The organism is Leptolyngbya sp. PL-A3, assembly GCF_039962325.1.
In the GTDB taxonomy this organism is placed as follows: domain Bacteria; phylum Cyanobacteriota; class Cyanobacteriia; order Elainellales; family Elainellaceae; genus Vacuolonema.
On record NZ_JAMPLB010000024.1, the window covers coordinates 18,809 to 36,189 of the forward strand.

Consider the following 17,381-nt stretch of genomic DNA (forward strand, 5'->3'; position numbering starts at 1 on the left):
TAAATCTCTGAGTGAAGGACGGGCCTTGTTTCCAAGTTCCCCAGCAAAGAGATTTTGCAAGGGAGGCGTTAGATCACTACGCATCCGTGGGGTTCAAATTAGGCCGGATGTTGTTGCACAAAACCTTAAACCAGTGATTAGGAAAGCAAGGTTATCTGCCCCGTAGTGCCATCGATCCGCACTTGCTGACCATTACGCAGCCGCTGGGTAGCTTGTTCGACATTCATCACGGCCGGGATACGATACTCCCGAGCCACGATCGCCCCATGGGAGAGTTGCCCGCCTACATCCGCGATCAATCCACCCACCCGTGCGAGTACGGGAGACCAGCCAGCATCCGTGAAGGGCACTACCAATACCGTTTGGGCATCGAGGGGCGGGATTTGTTCCAGGTTTTTAAGAATGACCACAGTGCCCTCCATCTGGCCAGGACTGGCTCCAATACCACGCAGTTGCCCAGAAGGGGGAAGTTGGGTAATGAGTGTCGGGAAGAACTCAGGTGGGTCATTGCCGTAGACCAGAGTGGGCACGTGAGGTTGTGCGCGATCGCGCTCCCACCGTTCTCGTCGGGTTTCAATCCGTTGAGAAATAGAGGTTTTCAAACCTACCGGATTTTCAGCAATTAACTGGCGAATTTCACTCAATTCCAGAAAAAATAGGTCTCCTGCTTGCGTTAACAAGCCTGACTTCACCCATTGTTCTTCCAAGGCTAAAAAGCTCCAGCGCAGTTCGGCCAGCAGACGATTGTAAACTTCTGCAACACGGCCCTTCAAATCCAGGCGACGCTGCAATTCGCTACTCTTCCGATGGGCAGAGGGGCTATCTAACTCCTCAGACGGATTTTGCAAAAACTGTAACAACAACGACTGAACGGCCTGAGGATCTTCGCGCCATCGAGGAATGGCTATATCTGTTGCGACCGAGCCCAAGTAACCATACTGGACGAGAAAAGCATTAAATTCTTGCCTAATGGCTTCGGCTTCGGGGGCCTGACGCAAATACTCCAGCAGTTGGCTTGGATCCTGTAGCAAGGCATCCGCTGGAAGGATATGGCGAGCTTTAGCGGCGATCGCCCGCAGTGTTCGGGTAGCTGCGACATCCGGCTGCCGGGAATTATCGAGATGGGATGGGTCCGTTTTACCGATAGCCTGCCGTACTGCTACCCCTAAAGGAGCCAGGATGTTGTAGTAGGTCACGCGTTCCAGCACCGTGAGAATGGTTTCGATCCGGGCCAGTAAAGCTTCCGGATCAAGCCGCTGGGGCATCTGCGTAGTCAGGGTGTCCAGAGTAGGTTGGAAGGTGGTGCGATCGTCTTTCTCAAACGCCTTCACCAGCCCATTCTCACGGCCTACCAGCCGGAGTAAACCCGGTATATTGCCCAACGTTGAGCGGATCGGAGGTTTGCTAAACTTCGCGCCTCGGGTGAGAGATTCCAGGCTTTCCGGGGGCAAACCCATGCGTAAGAAAATATCGCCCAATAGCGTGGCATTGAAGTAGGCCGCAGAGTTGTGAAGCGTGGCTGTTTCGGTGAAATCGAGGTTGTGGGTGCGATCGCCCAACACTATGGTAAAAATTTGCCCCCACACACCACAGGTGAGCGGTCGATTAATCGACCAGGTCAGCGGGTGAATGAAGCCGGGGATAACCTCAGCCGCAATTTTCCGAGTCCAGATCGGGAGGAGTGTGGTGATGGGGCGAGACTGCAACAACCACAAAATCTGCCCGTCATAGCTCCATTCAATGTCCTGAGGAATCCCATAAAAGCGCCGCTCCAAATGCCGCGCCAGGTAAGCCACCTGTTGAATTAATCGGGGCGGGATGTTGCCCTGGCCCTCAATATCCAGAGTGAGGGTATCGGGTAGCTGCCAATCTCCCTGTAAAACGTCATCCGTCAGCCAAACTTTGTACTGTTCAGGGGTCACGCGGCCAGATACTACCTGGCTGGCTCCTCCCGGAAGCGCCTCAATTACCACCGCATCCCCCTGACGAGCAATGGGATCCCGACTAAAGGCTACCCCCGAAAAAACGCCCTGAACCTGCTGTTGCACTAAAACCGCCATCCCTTCCTCAAGAACTCCCTGTCGCTGTCGATATTGCACCGCAGCGGGTAGGTTATAGGAGCCCTGGCAACGAAGGATGGCCTGCTCCAAGGCGGGTTGACTGGTAATATCCAAAAACGATTCGTACTGTCCAGCAGCAGACGCTGCGATCGAGTCTTCACCCAGGGCAGAGGATCGCACCACTAAAGGCGCTTCAGGGGAAGGGTGGGCTGTTTGTAGAAGTGGTGCAGGGTCATCGCCTGGGGGTAGCACCCATCCCGGTGGCACAGGATAACCCCAGGCTTTTAGGGTAGAAAGAGTAGCGGCTTTAGCTCCGACTTTAGCCGCCTCCAGACGATAATCGAGGGAAATGAGCGCGCGATCGCCCCGAAAAAATTTGAACATCCGCTTAGACTCCGACTCCGCTGCACTTGCCGATAGATCCAGATCGTCCGGAATGGTTCGATAAATCAGAGCCATGACCAGGCTCAGACTCGTTACTGCCATAACCCTTACGCCATCATGAGGATGCCGTAAAGCGGTCAAAATGGGCAAGAGCACCAGAATGCTATATTTTCCGGTTTGCCGTTCTCGCAAAATTGTAAAGCTCACTCCACCAATCAGAGCCGTTAGTGCTGCAGTTACCCAATCATGAGCAATAAAGCCCCAGGTTACATTCGTGGTTCCTGCTCCTCGGCCAAAGAAGTAGCGTCCAAGTACCAGCAAAATCAGAGCCACGATTTCCAGAGATGGCTCTGTGGGAAATTGCCACCGGGCGTAGGCAACCACCGCAAGCCCCTTAATGGCCTCTGACAATACCGCCAGAATGCCCGCCACCTTGCCGCCATGGTAAAAAGCTGCCGATACCGTTACATTGCCCGTACCCAATTCTCGCAACTGCTTACGGGCAACCACTCGGGTTATCCAGGCAATCAGCGGTAGCCCGCCCACAATCGGACATCCCACCAAAAGAATGAGCACCGCCCACCAGGTTGGCAATGTCATGGCTCAGCTCCCTGTAACTCGCCGTGTCTAGTTTTCAGGGTATTTCAAAACTTCGATATGTGATACGAACTTCGCATGTTGTATAACCTCAATTCGGGATAAGCTCAAAAGCCCATTTTGTAGTGCGCTTCACGCACTACAAAATGGGCTTTTTCGAGGGGCGCTTTGCGTGCCCCTCGAAAAAGCCCTTAACCCGAACTCAGAGCCGTCTGTGAGGACAAAAAAGAGAGGGGGCCGTTGCCCCCTCTTTTTAAGAAGGATTAAGGTTGTGCTGAAGCCGTGGGACGTTGAAATGTCCCTGCAATGTCTTGCTCCAAAATTTCCAGGGCTCGGGAGTACTGAGGATCATCAGGCGTTCCAATCTGGTTCTGATTACGGCTCAAAGCCTCTCGCTGCTCCTCTGTCAACTCAATAGTGACATCGGGGGCAATGCCTTCATGGTTAATATCACGACCACTGGGAGTGAGGTACTTCGCCACGGTAATAGCAATTCCAGAACCGTCTCCCAAACCCCGTACTGATTGCACTAGCCCTTTACCGAAGGTTTGAGTCCCCACCAAAATAGCTCGATCGTTGTCCTGTAGGGCTCCGGAGAGAATTTCACTGGCACTTGCAGAACCACCATCCACCAAGATTACGAGAGGTTTATCGGTTATAGCTGTGCCGTTCGCTTGCTGAGAATCGGAAATTCCCTGGCGATTCACAGTTGAGACAATGACACCCTCATTCAGCCACATCCGAGCAATGGAGATACTGGCATCTAGGAGACCACCAGGGTTGGAGCGCAGATCCAGAACGTAACCTGAAACATTTTTGCCTTCCAGATCACGAATTGCTGTTTCCATTTCCTCATCGGAGTTGGCGCTGAACTGATTCAGACGAATGTAACCAACGGGGCCAGAGGGAGAATTTTGGACGTTGTAGCGCACCGGGTGGATTTCAATCCGGGTTCGACGCAGCTCGTAGTTGAGTTCCTCTTCGCCTCGACGGACGCTGAGGGTAACGCTAGACCCTACAGGCCCCCGAATCCGAGAAACCGCATCATTAACATCCATGCCCTCCGTGCTTTCGCCATCGATGGCTGTAATAACGTCCTGAGAGAGAATACCGGCTTCTGCAGCAGGGGTTCCCTCGATGGGGGATACAACAACAATATTCTTCGTTTCTTCGTCCTGGCTGATTTGGATACCAACCCCAGTCAGCTCACCGGAAGTATCGATTTGCATATCCCGGAATTCCCCAGGATCCATGAAGCGAGTGTAGGGGTCTTCCAGCTTCTCCAGCATCTCACGGATGGCAGTGTAAGCCTCTTCCCGATCCGTGTATTCACGGCCTAAATACTCCTCCCGAATCGAAACCCAGTCTACCTGGTTAAAAGTGGCATCGACATAGGTGCGATCAATCAGCTGCCAGACTTCGTCAATCAGCTCTTTCGGGCTTTCTTGAAAAAATGCTTGCCCCCGTGACAAGTGCAGCCCCGCATTGGTGACGGTCACTGCGGTGACGGCGACTGCCGTTGCGCCTAAGACAAGTCCGCGCTTGGTGATTGCCATAGTGTTCCTAAATGATGATGTTGCTAGGAGGTACGCCCAATCTAGCACAGACCTTGGCTAGGGGTGAGGGGGGATAGGGCAGAAGGATAGAAGGCAGAAGGCAGAAGGGAAAACAGGGTCAAGGAAGAAAAAATTAGAGCCTCCCTAATGCTGTTTTTATAAACAACAAGGGCAGTCATACATCAGGAAGTTCCTTCTGCTTTCTGCCCTCCGTTTCTTACCTTTTCTACCTTTTCTTCTTGTACCTTAAGGCTCTACCCAACGACCGTCAGCTTTAATCAAATTAATCAACTCCTGCACGCCTTCTGTTTCTGGAACGCGCTTGATTTCTTCGCGGCCACGATACAGGGAAATGTAGCCAAGTTGTTTGCCCACATATCCATAGTCAGCGTCGGCCATTTCACCAGGACCATTCACAATGCAGCCCATGACGGCAATGTTCAGCCCAGTCAGGTGATTGGTGGCTTCTCGTACTTTGTGGAGGACTTCTTCAAGGTTGAAGAGGGTACGTCCGCAGGAAGGGCAGGCAACATACTCAACCATGGTACGCCGCAGGCCCAGCGCTTGCAGAATGCTATAGCAAACAGGAATCTCTTTTTCAGGAGCTTCTGTCAAAGAAACGCGAATAGTGTCGCCAATGCCCTCAGCTAGCAGGGTTCCAATGCCAGCCGTGGATTTGATCCGGCCATATTCACCATCTCCAGCTTCCGTTACCCCAAGGTGAAGGGGATAGTCCATCCCCAGTTCATCCATCCGCTTCACCATCAGGCGGTTTGCCGCGATCATGACGGGTACGCGGGAAGCCTTGAGGGAAAGTTCAATGTTGTAGAAGTTGAGAGATTCGCAGATGCGAATAAATTCCAGGGCTGATTCCACCATGCCTTCGGGTGTGTCGCCGTAGGTGAAGAGCATCCGCTCAGCCAAAGAGCCGTGGTTCACCCCAATCCGCATGGATTTGTTTTGGTCACGTAGTTTGACGACCAGGGGTTCGAGGGTTTCGCGAATTTTTTCGCCGATTTCGTTAAATTCGGCTTCGGTGTATTCGGTGCGATCGCTCTTCGGCTTCTCAAACACATACAGACCGGGGTTGATCCGCACGTTATCGACATAGTTTGCCACTTCCAGGGCGATCTTCATGCCGTTGTGGTGCACGTCGGCCACTAGAGGCACGGGTTTGTAGGTTTTGATGAGGCGATCGCGAATTTCTTCCATGGCCTTAGCGTGAGCCATGCTGGGTACCGTTACCCGCACGATTTCACAGCCAATCTCATGCAGCCGTCGGATGGCCGCTACCGACCCCTCAATATCCAGCGTGTCTTCATTAATCATGGACTGTACCGCCACAGGATACCCGCCGCCGATGAAGAGATCCCCTACAGGGACGGCGCGAGTCTTACGGCGAACAATTGAGGTGTCAACTCCCGTCGTTTCGGGGGTGGCGTTAGCAGGCGGGTTAGAAAGCGTTTGCATACCCTGGGCTATTTCAGGAGATGGAGGACAACTACCGTAACTTTCGTTACTCATGTTCCAGAGTGCCACAGATTGGACGCATTCGGTGCAATTGGTATGCTGGATCAGCAATTCTCATTTTGAAATTAGGCCCGAAAACCGCGCGCCTCTGGCGCGCGGTTTTCGAGCATCAAAGCCGAGAATTGCTGAAGCTGGATGACCTTGAAGATTATTTAACCTGAGTTCGGGTTAAGGGCGTTTTCGAGTGCCGCGCGTTGCGCGGCACTCGAAAACGCTCATTTTGGCGTGCGCAAAGCGTACGCCAAAATGAGCACTTCAGCTTATCCCGAACTGAGGTTATTTATGGGCAGCCAAAGCTTGCTCAACATGGTCAATACCAGAAGTCGCAGTTCTTGAAGAACTGCGACTTCTAGCCCAGAATATGAGTGAAGAAACGTTACTCAATGTTGATAGAAGTAGGGCCGCTACCGCTGCCCGCAGCGGGTGTCGCGGATGCTTTTCGAACACTGGCGTACAGAGAATCTCGCCATTTAAAGAAAGGTTCAAAAGTACCTACATCTGCAATTCCAGGAACGCCTTTCCCTTTTAAGCCATCGGGTAAATCTAAATAGTCGCCGCTGGGAAATTTGACGTACATCGTGAGAGCCGCTACGGCGAAGTCTGCCAGGGTGGGATGGTCTGTGACCAGGAAGGGTTGCTGATCCAGGATGAAACAGAGGGCTGTTAAGTCGCGCTTCATAGCATCCAACGCCGTTTTTGAGGCATCGGGCGACAGGCCAGCACCTAATCCGAGCACCCCAAATACTTCATTGGGCACAGAACCCAGTACAGTTTTCAGAAGATCAGGAGTTTCCTTGGGTAGGAACGCTTGCCGAAAACTGACATCCTTACCCATAGCGCCCAACATGCATTTGCGGGCGTTGAGACCGACAGATTCGTCGGCCCACTGTTCCATCAAGATGGTCAGCCCCCGAAGTTTAGGCTCGGTGGGGATGATCGGGCGATCGGGATACTTACGTTCCAGGTACTCGGCGATCGCCGTCGAATCTGCAATTACTTCGGACCCATCTTTCAGCACGGGCACCTGCCGCTGCCCTGACATCCGAAATACCTCCAGTTGCCCGATGCCCGGTGTCACTTCTACTTTGCGATAGGGCAGACCCTTGTAATCCAGGATCAAGCGGATTTTTTCGCAATAGTGCGACAGTTCAAATTGATAGAGTTCCAACATGTTTGGTCTCCGTAAGCAACAGGAAGCCGGGAATAGCCAATGAATTTTCAGGAGATGGATGAAAGCTCCTGGAAGGAGAACTTTTCATGGATACACCCATAAAAAATTGACTTTCAAACACCGTGAAAGGCCAATCCAGGATTCAGTCTACTGAATGTTTTTCAAGAAACCCAGCTATATACCTGACATTCTGAGCCTTTTCCAAAGAATTCTTCCCTTGGAAAGGTTTTTTATGAGGCACTCCAATTAATCAGCTGCTGATCTTTTCTATAGCAGCTAAAGTGCCGTGCGATAGGCGGCACTTTAGCTATTTTGAGGTTCTGATTAGCTGGCTTCCACTTCGGCGATCGCCATCCGCGTCTTCAGCACAGAATCCGGGTTCAAGCTGATGGAATCGATGCCCAATTCCACCAGGAATTTGGCGAAATCAGGATAGTCACTCGGCCCCTGTCCACAGATACCGACCTTACGGCCATTGGCTTTGGCTCGTTCAATCAGGTGCTTGACCATACGCTTCACGGCTGGATTGCGCTCATCAAATAGGTGGGCGACCAGGCCAGAGTCGCGATCCAAACCGAGGGTTAGTTGAGTCAAGTCATTCGAACCGATAGAGAAGCCGTCAAAGATTTCACTAAACTCATCGGCCAGCATGATGTTGCTAGGCAGCTCTGCCATGACATAGATCTGCAAGCCGTTTTCGCCCCGCTGCAAACCGTGAACGGCCATTTCCTCAAGCACTTTCCGCCCTTCCTCTGGGGTGCGGCAGAAGGGAATCATGGGAATGACGTTGCGCAGGCCCATTTCATCCCGGACCCGCTTCAGGGCGCGGCATTCTAGCCCAAAGGCTTCGCGGTAATTGGGGTCGTAGTACCGAGATGCACCGCGCCATCCAATCATCGGGTTTTCTTCTTCGGGTTCGAACTCGCGACCGCCGAGTAAGTTAGCGTACTCGTTGCTCTTGAAGTCAGAGGTACGCACAATAACTGGATTGGGATAGAACGCAGCGGCTAAGGTTGCGATGCCTTGAACCAAGCCATCAACAAAGTAGTCCGGTTTGTTGGGATAGAGATGCGTTAACTGGGCAATTTTTTCCTTCGCTTCGGCATCTTTCAGATCATCAAAATGGAGGAGCGCGAGGGGATGTACCTGGAGTTGATTTGTGATGATGAATTCGGTACGAGCCAGGCCAACCCCGTCACTAGGGATGGATGCCAGGCGAAATGCCTCTTTGGGTTTCCCCACATTCATCAGAATTTTGGTGCGCGTTTGTGGCAAATTGTCGAGGGCTAGCTCATCCACCTCAAAGGGAATGGTGCCCTCATAGATTCGACCTTCATCCCCCTCAGCGCAGGAAACGGTGATGGCTTGACCTGTGCTAAGAACATCTGTTGCTGTGTTGCAACCAACGATCGCTGGAATTCCCAACTCTCTGGCAATAATTGCAGCGTGACAGGTACGACCTCCCTGGTCAGTAACGATCGCCCCCGCCTTCTTCAAAATGGGTTCCCAATCTGGGTCAGTGCGCTCTGTTACCAACACTTCACCGGCTTGGAAGGTGTCAAGTTCGCTCAAGTTGCGAATGACGCGAACCGTGCCCTGTCCGATGCGATCGCCTACAGCCCGCCCGGTTGCCAACGGTTTCAGCCCGTGGGATGCCGCCTTCTTCGGCCCCTCCGCCTCGGGCTTCAGGTGGTAGCTGCGCAGAACGTTCGCCTGCTTCTGCGATTGCACCGTTTCGGGGCGTGCTTGTACTACAAACAGTTCGCCGGTTTGCCCATCCTTGGCCCACTCCACATCCATTGGGGTGGGACGACCCATAATTTCGGAGTAGTAATCTTCAAGGGTGCAGGCCCAACGCGCCAGTTGGATGATTTCGTCACGATTCAGGGCGAAGCGATCGCGATCCTCATCAGATACTTCCTCCGTTCGAGTCCGGCCCTCTTCCGCAGAGGTTGCATAGACCATCCTCTTAGCTTTGCTACCCAGGCGCTTCGACAGGATGGGGTCAAATCCTTCTTTCAACGTAGGTTTGAAAACAATATATTCATCGGGGTTGACAGAACCTTGAACAACGGATTCTCCTAACCCGTAGGCTGCGGTGAGCAACACGGCATTTTGAAATCCTGTTTCCGTATCAATGGAGAACATTACCCCCGCCGAAGCCAGGTCTGAGCGCACCATGCGCTGCACACCAACGGAAATAGATACATCAAAGTGATCGAAACCTTTGTGGGTGCGATAGGCGATCGCCCGATCATTAAATAGCGAAGCAAAACACTGATGGCAGGTTTCCAGCACTGCATCGACACCATTCACATTTAGATAGGTGTCCTGTTGCCCTGCAAAGCTGGCATCGGGTAAGTCTTCTGCGGTGGCACTGGAGCGTACAGCTACCGAAATTGCTTCCCCGGCTTCAGCGCAAAGGCGTTCGTAAGACTGAATGATGGCCTGCCGCAAATCGTCGGGAAAGGGGGTTTCGAGGATGAGCGATCGCATCTTTTGCCCCTGCCGCTGGAGCACCTCAACATTATCCACGTCCATACCATCGAGCATTCCCCTCAGTTGAGGTTCCACGCCGGCAGATTTAAGGAAGTGACGATAGGCCGCTGCAGTAATGGCAAATCCATTGGGCACTTTAACGCCTCGGGATGCCAACCGACTAATCATTTCTCCCAGTGATGCATTTTTTCCTCCTACCAGGGCGACATCTCCCATCCCCACTTCATGGAACCAAAGCACCAAAGCCTGTTCCCGATTAATCGACAGAGTGGGTCGGTCTGTATCTGGCATAAAGTACCCTCCAAAATATGGCCGGTAAAAAGTGTGGTTTTAAAGTGCGTTAAGCTTCGCGATTTTGTTGCGAATCGCGTTCCTATTTCTATGCTAACGATCGTTTTTCTCCCTGCCACAAATGCGGTAAGTAGCAAACCCTTTCCAGGCCAGCCCTCTATGCCGCAGGGAAGAGGGAACTCATCATAAAAATTGACAAAACGCATTTAAGGATCAAGGTAAACAGCTTAAGATCCGATTACTTAGCGTCGTGCTACTGGGTGATTTCAGGGCTAGGGATAGGTGATTCTGGAAAGGGTGATCACCAAGAGCTAGCTCTACCGTTGCTGTCAAACTGGAACGGTTTGAATAGCGTACCTAAATCATTGTGTTGCGCTCAAAAAGACTAGACGCCCGGTGTTTTTAGAAACACCGGGCGTCTACTACAACATGCATCACTGATCTTCAAATTTAAAGTCTGATGGTGAAAGGTCGAACTCATGAATCAGGTTGTTCAGCGATCGCCCTCAATTTCATCAAGATAGCGGCAAAGCATTCCACATCTTCAGGAGGGATGGCCGTAGCAAAATAGGTTGCGATGCCCTCGGCGTAGATCTCCCACATACGCTCTTGCATGGCAATCCCCTCCTCCGTAAGAACGGCGTAGATGCCACGGCGATCGTTGGGACACGCTTTTCGGATGAGAAGCCCCGCTCGCTCCAGGCGATCGACCAGGCGCGTAAGATTGCTGCGAGTCAGGAGCACTTCTTCAGCTAACTCACTCAGGCGCATACGGTGCTCAGGCGCTTCTTTAAGGGTGTAAAGAACGTCGTACCATTCCAACGACGGTAAGCCCGCCTCATCCATTCGTTGTTGAATTCGTTCCAAAACACGGGTGTGGGCGGTTAAATACTGCCGCCAGAGGGTGTTGTACCGGGGTTCCAGGGAAGTTGAAGTTTTCATAGCTCTAGTATCTCTGAAAATTAGTTGCATTTTCAACTAAAGGATGTTAACTTCATTTTAGTTGCAAATGCAATTAATGCAAGCGCAACTAAACCACCTGCAACTATCAATGCAGTGAACCCAACCCTAAGGACAGTAAGTGCTTTCGGGCTTAGCCGTCCACCAACCTCAACCATTTCATCTGGAGACTTATGACTATGACTACGCAAGTTGCCACTAATTTCGACCTCAAAACCGCTTTCGAAGACATCAAGCAACTCGTGTTTCAAGGCAAAGCCATGGAAGCCTTCGAAACTTACTACGGTGACGATGTGGTGATGCAGGAAAACGAACAGCCTGCCACCGTTGGTAAAGATGCAAACCGCCAGCGGGAATTGGACTTCTTTAGCAAAGTGACCGAATTTCGAGGTATTGCCCTAAAGCAAGTGGCCTTTGGTGACAATGTCATCATCTCGGAATGGTCACTAGACTATACCCATGCAGATTGGGGCGATCGCACCTACGACCAGGTTTCCGTCCAGGTATGGCAAGACGGAAAAGTGGTTCATGAACGCTTCTACTACGGTGCATAGAAAATCTAGCCCTGTTGAATTTTGCGTGAGTTCACCTCACGCAAAATTCAGTCCTTCATCATTTGGAGCCACTTATGCCTGTCGATCTGCCCACTCTCAAGGTCATCAGCCACACGCTTTGCCCCTACGTTCAACGCTCGATCATCACCCTGCTTGAGAAGCAAATTCCCCATGAACGGGAATATATTGATCTGTCAAACAAGCCCGATTGGTTCCTGAAAATTTCACCTCTGGGTCGAGTACCTATCTTGCTAGTAAATGATAGTGAAGTGTTGTTTGAATCAGCTGTGATTTGTGAATATTTGGATGAAATCACCCCTAATTCGCTACATCCCCAAGATCCTCTCACAAAAGCTAGACATCGTGCCTGGATTGAGTTTGGCTCTGATATTCTAACTAAAATTGTAGGTTTCTATGCTGCTAAGGATGAGGAAACTTTCGAAGTGAAACGGCAGGCGTTAATCAGTAGTTTTCAAATCTTAGAAAATCAACTTCAAACGGCACCTTATTTTGCAGGAGCAACCTTTTCCCTGGTAGATGCGGTTTATGGCCCCATCTTCCGTTACTTTGCAGCATTTGAACGCTACGAGAATTTTGGCTTCTTTGCCCAAACACCCAAAGTACGAGCCTGGAGCGAGACTTTGCTGCAACGTCCTTCGGTTCAACAGGCTGTTGCCGATAATTATTTTGAGTTGCTCCACAACTTTCTGTTGCAACGCAATAGCATTTTGTCGCAACGAATTCTCGAAGCTGAAAAGCAAGCTGCGTAAGCTTCAATTTGCCTCTAGCCGCTGCTTCAACTGTTTCACCAAAGTGTTCGTTTCAAGACGGAGACTAATCAAACTCAAAACGTAGGCGATCGCTCCAATTTGCAGGAAAGAAGTTGCAGCAATTTGCGCCCAGTTTCCTGTATCCCGAAAGATAAAAATGGATAACCCGACGAAAGCAATCACCCCTATTCCCAACTGTATCCAGATTTGCCTGGCAATACGCGAGGTCAGCGCAAGGCGCGTGTAACGCTCATCTTCCAAATTCGGAAGAATCGTGACGTGGGTTACGAGAGTCCATCGTCGGTTACCATAAGGCCCCAAGATGCGGATACCTTTGGCTTGCGATCGCACCTTGTATTCATAACCTGCTAAAGTTCCCCGCTCACCCTGACGTATACCTGTCATGGTGAGCGTTTGCAAATTACCCAACACTCGGTGCAGGGGAGCCTCGATGGATAAAGTAAAGGTGCAGTAGGGGACGATCCAGGTTAGCCAGGGAGGGAGCGATCGCCACAATCCTATACTCATGCAGGCTGAGCAAATCGAATTTTCAGGTAATCTTCCTCCATCTTCGCCCCCGAAGGTTGCAGGGCTGCAAGTGCCTGGGGTAGCACCAGATTGCGACGGTGGTTACCAATGCGAACATTAAGTTCGTCGGCAGACTTGCTGAGTTCAATCTTGTCCTTCGGAATCCCTGGCAGATACAGCTCAAGGCTGTACTGGTTCTGTTCCTGTACAACCCGCATTGTGGTCTCTTTGTAGTAAACCTGAGCGGGATCTTCATTGGCGTAAAGCGTATCTTTCAGGCGATCGAGTGCCGCTAAACCGCACAGTTCCTCAGAAAACAGCGGCACTTCCTTCACGGGCAACGGCTGGAAGTTATCGTGAATTTCCTGACGATACTGCTGCTGATTTTCCTTCCAACGGGTGAAGAACGGATCAGATACCGAATCGGGAATAATGCGGTTCGCTACCACCATATCCGTCGCCACATTGTAGAGGCTGAGATAAGCGTGTGCCCGCAAGGATTCCTTAATCACCATCTTTTCGGGATTGGTGACCAGGCGCACCGAGGTTTTGGTGTTGTCCGTCAGTACCTTTTCCAAAGCCTCGATCTGCTCATAAAACTCGTAGGGCGCATCCATTACTTCCTGGTTGGGAAGAGAGAAGCCAGCGATCGGACGGAAGATCGGTTCTACCAGAGGACGCAATGCCGCAGAGACGGCCTGAAGTGGTTTGTAGAAGCGGCGCATGTACCAGCCCGCCACCTCCGGCAAGCTGAGAAGCCGCAAAGCTGTTCCGGTTGGTGCAGAGTCAATAATTAATACGTCAAACTCGCCTTCGTCATAGTGGCGCTTCATCCGTACCAGGCTGAAGATCTCATCCATACCCGGTAGGATAGCCAGTTCTTCCGCTTCAACACCTTCCAAACCACGAGCCTGTAAAACTTGAGTAATATAGCGCTTCACTGCACCCCAGTTGCCTTCCAACTCCATGAGGGCATCCAGTTCTGCCCCCCACAGGTTGGGACGCACCTGACGCGGGTCATGCCCCAGCTCCATATCGAAGCTATCGGCCAGGGAATGGGCAGGGTCAGTGCTCAGCACGAGGGTTTTGTGGCCCAGCTCGGCACAACGCAGGCCAGTTGCCGCTGCCACGGAGGTTTTGCCAACCCCTCCCTTTCCGGTCATCAGGATTACGCGCATAAAAAGCTTAAGTATTACGAACTGTATCTATCCTTAATGTATCGGCAATAGTTTGATTTTGGGAAATTTATATCAAATCTGGTTGAATCAGGTGTGACGCACCAAATCTGATTCAACCAAGGCCCAGGAATGGGAGAGAGCGATCGCTCTCTCAATGCCATTTAGAACCGCAATAATAGAAATTCTCTGTCACATCGTCGTAGGACAGATACTTCTCAAAACTCTGGAATCGAGCCTTAGCCTAAGTCATTGCAGTGTCGAAGGGCTATATAGAACAACCTTCCCCCTTCAGCCTAAACCGAACCTGAGCAGGGCTTACGCATCTGTGTTGTGTGCTTTGCACACAACACAGATGCACCAGGCAACGTATTTCTTCTATACGCACATACGGAAAAATAGATTCCTAGATTAGGCTTGCCCCGGAAAATGCTGCTTCAGCACATCCAAGCGAGAACAATGCCAGTAATCAATATGAGAAATAATCAAATCGTTCTCATTAAGCTTTAGTTCGCTCCAACCCGAAATTTGGATATGGGGATTCCAGGGTAGGGGCGTTGTCCAGTAAAGCGTCCAGTCAGTACGGATGTGTTTGCCGGTGCGCTGAATTTCGTGCAGTTCAAGACGGGGATCGCGAAACCAGGTGTCGATGAATCTAATCATTTTTTGATAGCGATCGCACCCCCGAAACTGAGTCATCGGGTCTTTGAAGTACACATCCGGAGCATAGAGACTGTAGGTTTGAGCTTTAGGAAAATTTTGATAATCCGCTTTGAGCGCCTCAAGAATATCCATCTTAAAAAATAGTTGAAATAGGTGTTTCTGAATGGGGGTATGAAATGGGATGCCAAACTACAGTCTTAATTCCATTTCATACCACCATTCAGAAATGGGTGAAAATATTCTTCCGGTACAAGTTCAGAGAATCGTTCTCAGTCTACGATAAGGAGTAGAGAGACACATTCTGGTTTGTAACAGGACGTTGCGGGCCATGACTTAAGAGGCCCAATCGTTGGGCAATTGGCTGAAGCCGGAGTTGCGGAACGATTGCAAAATCTGAAACACTCCAGAATTTCGGTGTTAGGATTTCCACAGAAGAAAGAGAGAAAGAAGGACAATTCGATAGATGGTCGGAGAAATAGAAAAGTCGATAGTCTTTGATGGAAGAGATATTCGGCTCAAGATTGGTCTGTTAGCACCCCAGGCAGGCGGTGCTGTGTTGGTCGAGTCAGAAGACACTGCCGTATTGGTGACCGCGACCCGAGCATCGGGCCGCGAAGGAATTGATTTTTTGCCGCTGTTGGTGGATTACGAAGAGAGATTGTACGCGGCAGGACGCATCCCTGGGGGTTTCTTGCGGCGGGAAGGTCGCCCACCGGAGAAAGCAACCCTGATTAGCCGTTTGATTGACCGCCCCATGCGGCCTCTATTTCCCCAATGGCTGCGGGATGACATTCAGATTGTGGCGACGACGATGTCGATGGATGAGCGGGTACCTCCCGATGTGTTAGCGGTAACTGGGGCTTCCATTGCTACCCTGTTAGCGCAAATTCCATTCAACGGCCCCATGGCAGCGGTACGCGTTGGCCTGGTCGGAGACGATTTTATTATCAATCCCACCTACGAAGAAATTGAAGTCGGAGATCTGGATCTGGTGGTTGCCGGATCGCCCGAGGGTGTGATCATGGTCGAGGCCGGGGCGAATCAATTGCCTGAGCAAGACATGATCGAAGCGATCGATTTTGGTTACGAGGCTGTCCGGGAACTGATCCAAGCCCAGCGTGACCTGATGAGCGATTTGGGTCTAGAGATTGTGCAGGAAGCAGCCCCCGTGGTCGATTCCACGTTGGAGGATTTCATTACGGAGCGTTCTACCGCTTCCATTAAAGAAATTTTGGCTCACTTCGAATACACCAAGCCCCAGCGTGACGAAAAGCTGGACGAGGTGAAAGCATCTGTCGCAGCAGCGATCGCTGAACTGGCTGAAGATGACCCCGTTCGTGTCGCCGCTGAGGCTGACGGCAAGGCCCTGCCGAATGTCTTCAAGAGCGTTACCAAGAAGCTGATGCGCCGTCAAATTGTCGAAGACGGCGTGCGAGTGGATGGCCGTAAACTGGATGAAGTCCGTAAGATTTCCTGCCGCACTGGGGTGTTGCCTCGGCGGGTGCATGGTAGTGCGGTCTTCCAACGGGAACTGACCCAGGTGTTGTCGGCAGTAACGCTAGGCACACCCGGTGAAGCGCAGGAGTTGGACGACCTGCACCCCGATGAGCAGAAGCGCTATATGCATCACTACAACTTCCCCCCCTACTCGGTGGGTGAGACGAAACCGATGCGATCGCCCGGTCGCCGTGAAGTTGGTCATGGGGCTCTAGCAGAGCGGGCACTGGTGCCGGTGCTACCCGAAAAGATCGACTTTCCCTACGTGCTACGGGTCGTTTCCGAGGTGTTATCCTCCAACGGTTCCACTTCCATGGGTTCGGTGTGTGGTTCTACCCTGGCCCTGATGGATGCTGGGGTTCCCATCAAGAAGCCCGTAAGCGGTGCTGCCATGGGTCTGATCAAGGAAGGTGATGAAGTTCGCATCTTGACAGACATCCAGGGAATCGAAGATTTCCTCGGCGACATGGACTTTAAGGTGGCCGGAACTGACACGGGTATCACCGCCCTGCAAATGGATATGAAAATCAACGGCTTGCCAATTTCTGTGGTAGCCGATGCCATCAAGCAGGCTCGTGCGGCTCGTCTACATATCCTGGGCAAGATGATGGAAGCCATCTCGGAGCCCAACAAGGAACTGTCACCTTTCGCGCCACGACTGCTTACCATCAAGATCGATCCCGATATGATCGGTATGGTCATTGGCCCCGGCGGTAAGACGATCAAGAGCATCACCGAACAAACCGGAGCCAAGATCGACATCGAAGACGATGGTACTGTGACGATCGCCTCCATCGATGGCATCAAAGCCCAACAAGCTCGCGCCATCATCGAAGGTATGACCCGCAAGTTGTCGGCAGGGGATGTTTATATAGGCAAAGTCACCCGTATCATCCCTATCGGTGCCTTTGTAGAATTCCTTCCCGGTAAAGAAGGCATGATCCACATCTCCCAACTCGCCGACTATCGCGTTGGCAAAGTGGAAGATGAAGTCTCGGTGGGTGAAGAAATCGTTGTGAAAGTCCGAGAGATTGATGGACGGGGTCGGATCAACCTGACTCGTCTGGGCATTCATCCCGATGAAGCCGCCGCTGCAAAAGCAGCCGCAGAAGCAAGCTAATTCAATGCTGTAACACAGAGAGGGGC

12 protein-coding genes are annotated in these 17,381 nt (G+C 51.5%); 3 read left to right on the plus strand and 9 right to left on the minus strand.

The window, feature by feature from the left end:
* Positions 1 to 137 precede the first annotated feature (137 nt).
* The 6 genes from NDI52_RS18305 to NDI52_RS18330 form a co-directional block, all read right to left on the minus strand.
* Complete coding sequence (locus tag NDI52_RS18305) at positions 138 to 3,044, minus strand: glycerol-3-phosphate acyltransferase (RefSeq protein ID WP_190770368.1); 2,907 nt, start codon at positions 3,042 to 3,044, stop codon at positions 138 to 140.
* A 260-nt stretch (positions 3,045 to 3,304) separates the two neighbouring features.
* A complete protein-coding gene (ctpC, locus tag NDI52_RS18310) occupies positions 3,305 to 4,597 on the minus strand; it encodes a carboxyl-terminal processing protease CtpC (RefSeq protein WP_190770369.1) in 1,293 nt (430 codons plus the stop codon).
* 246 nt (positions 4,598 to 4,843) lie between these two features.
* Entirely contained in the window at positions 4,844 to 6,067 is a 1,224-nt protein-coding gene (ispG, locus tag NDI52_RS18315; RefSeq protein WP_190770428.1) for a (E)-4-hydroxy-3-methylbut-2-enyl-diphosphate synthase, read from the minus strand.
* Between the two features lie 436 nt (positions 6,068 to 6,503).
* Positions 6,504 to 7,298: a glutathione S-transferase family protein gene (locus NDI52_RS18320; protein ID WP_190770370.1), complete on the minus strand. Its 795-nt coding sequence runs from the start codon at positions 7,296 to 7,298 to the stop codon at positions 6,504 to 6,506.
* A gap of 324 nt (positions 7,299 to 7,622) precedes the next feature.
* The gene (gene ppsA, locus NDI52_RS18325) at positions 7,623 to 10,088 is read right to left on the minus strand and encodes a phosphoenolpyruvate synthase (protein WP_190770371.1); all 2,466 of its coding nucleotides are present in this window, start codon (positions 10,086 to 10,088) and stop codon (positions 7,623 to 7,625) included.
* 477 nt (positions 10,089 to 10,565) lie between these two features.
* Positions 10,566 to 11,030 (minus strand): MarR family transcriptional regulator, encoded by a 465-nt coding sequence (locus NDI52_RS18330; RefSeq protein WP_190770372.1) that lies wholly within the window; start codon positions 11,028 to 11,030, stop codon positions 10,566 to 10,568.
* A gap of 197 nt (positions 11,031 to 11,227) precedes the next feature.
* On the opposite strand from NDI52_RS18330, the gene NDI52_RS18335 reads away from it, so the two are divergent.
* Complete coding sequence (locus NDI52_RS18335) at positions 11,228 to 11,602, plus strand: nuclear transport factor 2 family protein (protein WP_190770373.1); 375 nt, start codon at positions 11,228 to 11,230, stop codon at positions 11,600 to 11,602.
* Between the two features lie 74 nt (positions 11,603 to 11,676).
* Positions 11,677 to 12,372: a glutathione S-transferase family protein gene (locus NDI52_RS18340; protein ID WP_190770374.1), complete on the plus strand. Its 696-nt coding sequence runs from the start codon at positions 11,677 to 11,679 to the stop codon at positions 12,370 to 12,372.
* A 3-nt stretch (positions 12,373 to 12,375) separates the two neighbouring features.
* Here the strand turns inward: NDI52_RS18340 and NDI52_RS18345 are convergent, their stop codons facing one another.
* The 3 genes from NDI52_RS18345 to NDI52_RS18355 all read right to left on the minus strand — a co-directional run bounded on the left by NDI52_RS18345 (position 12,376) and on the right by NDI52_RS18355 (position 14,870).
* Complete coding sequence (locus NDI52_RS18345; RefSeq protein WP_190770375.1) at positions 12,376 to 12,900, minus strand: hypothetical protein; 525 nt, start codon at positions 12,898 to 12,900, stop codon at positions 12,376 to 12,378.
* Positions 12,897 to 14,078, minus strand: coding sequence for a TRC40/GET3/ArsA family transport-energizing ATPase (locus tag NDI52_RS18350; protein WP_190789195.1), 1,182 nt, complete (start codon positions 14,076 to 14,078; stop codon positions 12,897 to 12,899). Before NDI52_RS18350 ends, NDI52_RS18345 begins: the two co-directional genes overlap by 4 nt.
* A 408-nt stretch (positions 14,079 to 14,486) precedes the next feature.
* Complete coding sequence (locus NDI52_RS18355; RefSeq protein WP_190770377.1) at positions 14,487 to 14,870, minus strand: DUF2358 domain-containing protein; 384 nt, start codon at positions 14,868 to 14,870, stop codon at positions 14,487 to 14,489.
* A gap of 331 nt (positions 14,871 to 15,201) precedes the next feature.
* Between NDI52_RS18355 and NDI52_RS18360 the strand changes: the two genes are divergently transcribed.
* Positions 15,202 to 17,355: a polyribonucleotide nucleotidyltransferase gene (locus tag NDI52_RS18360; protein WP_190770378.1), complete on the plus strand. Its 2,154-nt coding sequence runs from the start codon at positions 15,202 to 15,204 to the stop codon at positions 17,353 to 17,355.
* Positions 17,356 to 17,381 lie beyond the last annotated feature (26 nt).

Excerpts from the sequence above, each read along its gene's own strand:
- NDI52_RS18305 (WP_190770368.1), bottom strand. The coding sequence starts at position 3,044 with ATGACATTGCCAACCTGGTGGGCGGTGCTCATTCTTTTGGTGGGATGT.
- ctpC (WP_190770369.1), bottom strand. The coding sequence starts at position 4,597 with ATGGCAATCACCAAGCGCGGACTTGTCTTAGGCGCAACGGCAGTCGCC.
- ispG (WP_190770428.1), bottom strand. The coding sequence starts at position 6,067 with ATGCAAACGCTTTCTAACCCGCCTGCTAACGCCACCCCCGAAACGACG.
- NDI52_RS18320 (WP_190770370.1), bottom strand. The coding sequence starts at position 7,298 with ATGTTGGAACTCTATCAATTTGAACTGTCGCACTATTGCGAAAAAATC.
- ppsA (WP_190770371.1), bottom strand. The coding sequence starts at position 10,088 with ATGCCAGATACAGACCGACCCACTCTGTCGATTAATCGGGAACAGGCT.
- NDI52_RS18330 (WP_190770372.1), bottom strand. The coding sequence starts at position 11,030 with ATGAAAACTTCAACTTCCCTGGAACCCCGGTACAACACCCTCTGGCGG.
- NDI52_RS18335 (WP_190770373.1), top strand. The coding sequence starts at position 11,228 with ATGACTACGCAAGTTGCCACTAATTTCGACCTCAAAACCGCTTTCGAA.
- NDI52_RS18340 (WP_190770374.1), top strand. The coding sequence starts at position 11,677 with ATGCCTGTCGATCTGCCCACTCTCAAGGTCATCAGCCACACGCTTTGC.
- NDI52_RS18345 (WP_190770375.1), bottom strand. The coding sequence starts at position 12,900 with ATGAGTATAGGATTGTGGCGATCGCTCCCTCCCTGGCTAACCTGGATC.
- NDI52_RS18350 (WP_190789195.1), bottom strand. The coding sequence starts at position 14,078 with ATGCGCGTAATCCTGATGACCGGAAAGGGAGGGGTTGGCAAAACCTCC.
- NDI52_RS18355 (WP_190770377.1), bottom strand. The coding sequence starts at position 14,870 with ATGGATATTCTTGAGGCGCTCAAAGCGGATTATCAAAATTTTCCTAAA.
- NDI52_RS18360 (WP_190770378.1), top strand. The coding sequence starts at position 15,202 with ATGGTCGGAGAAATAGAAAAGTCGATAGTCTTTGATGGAAGAGATATT.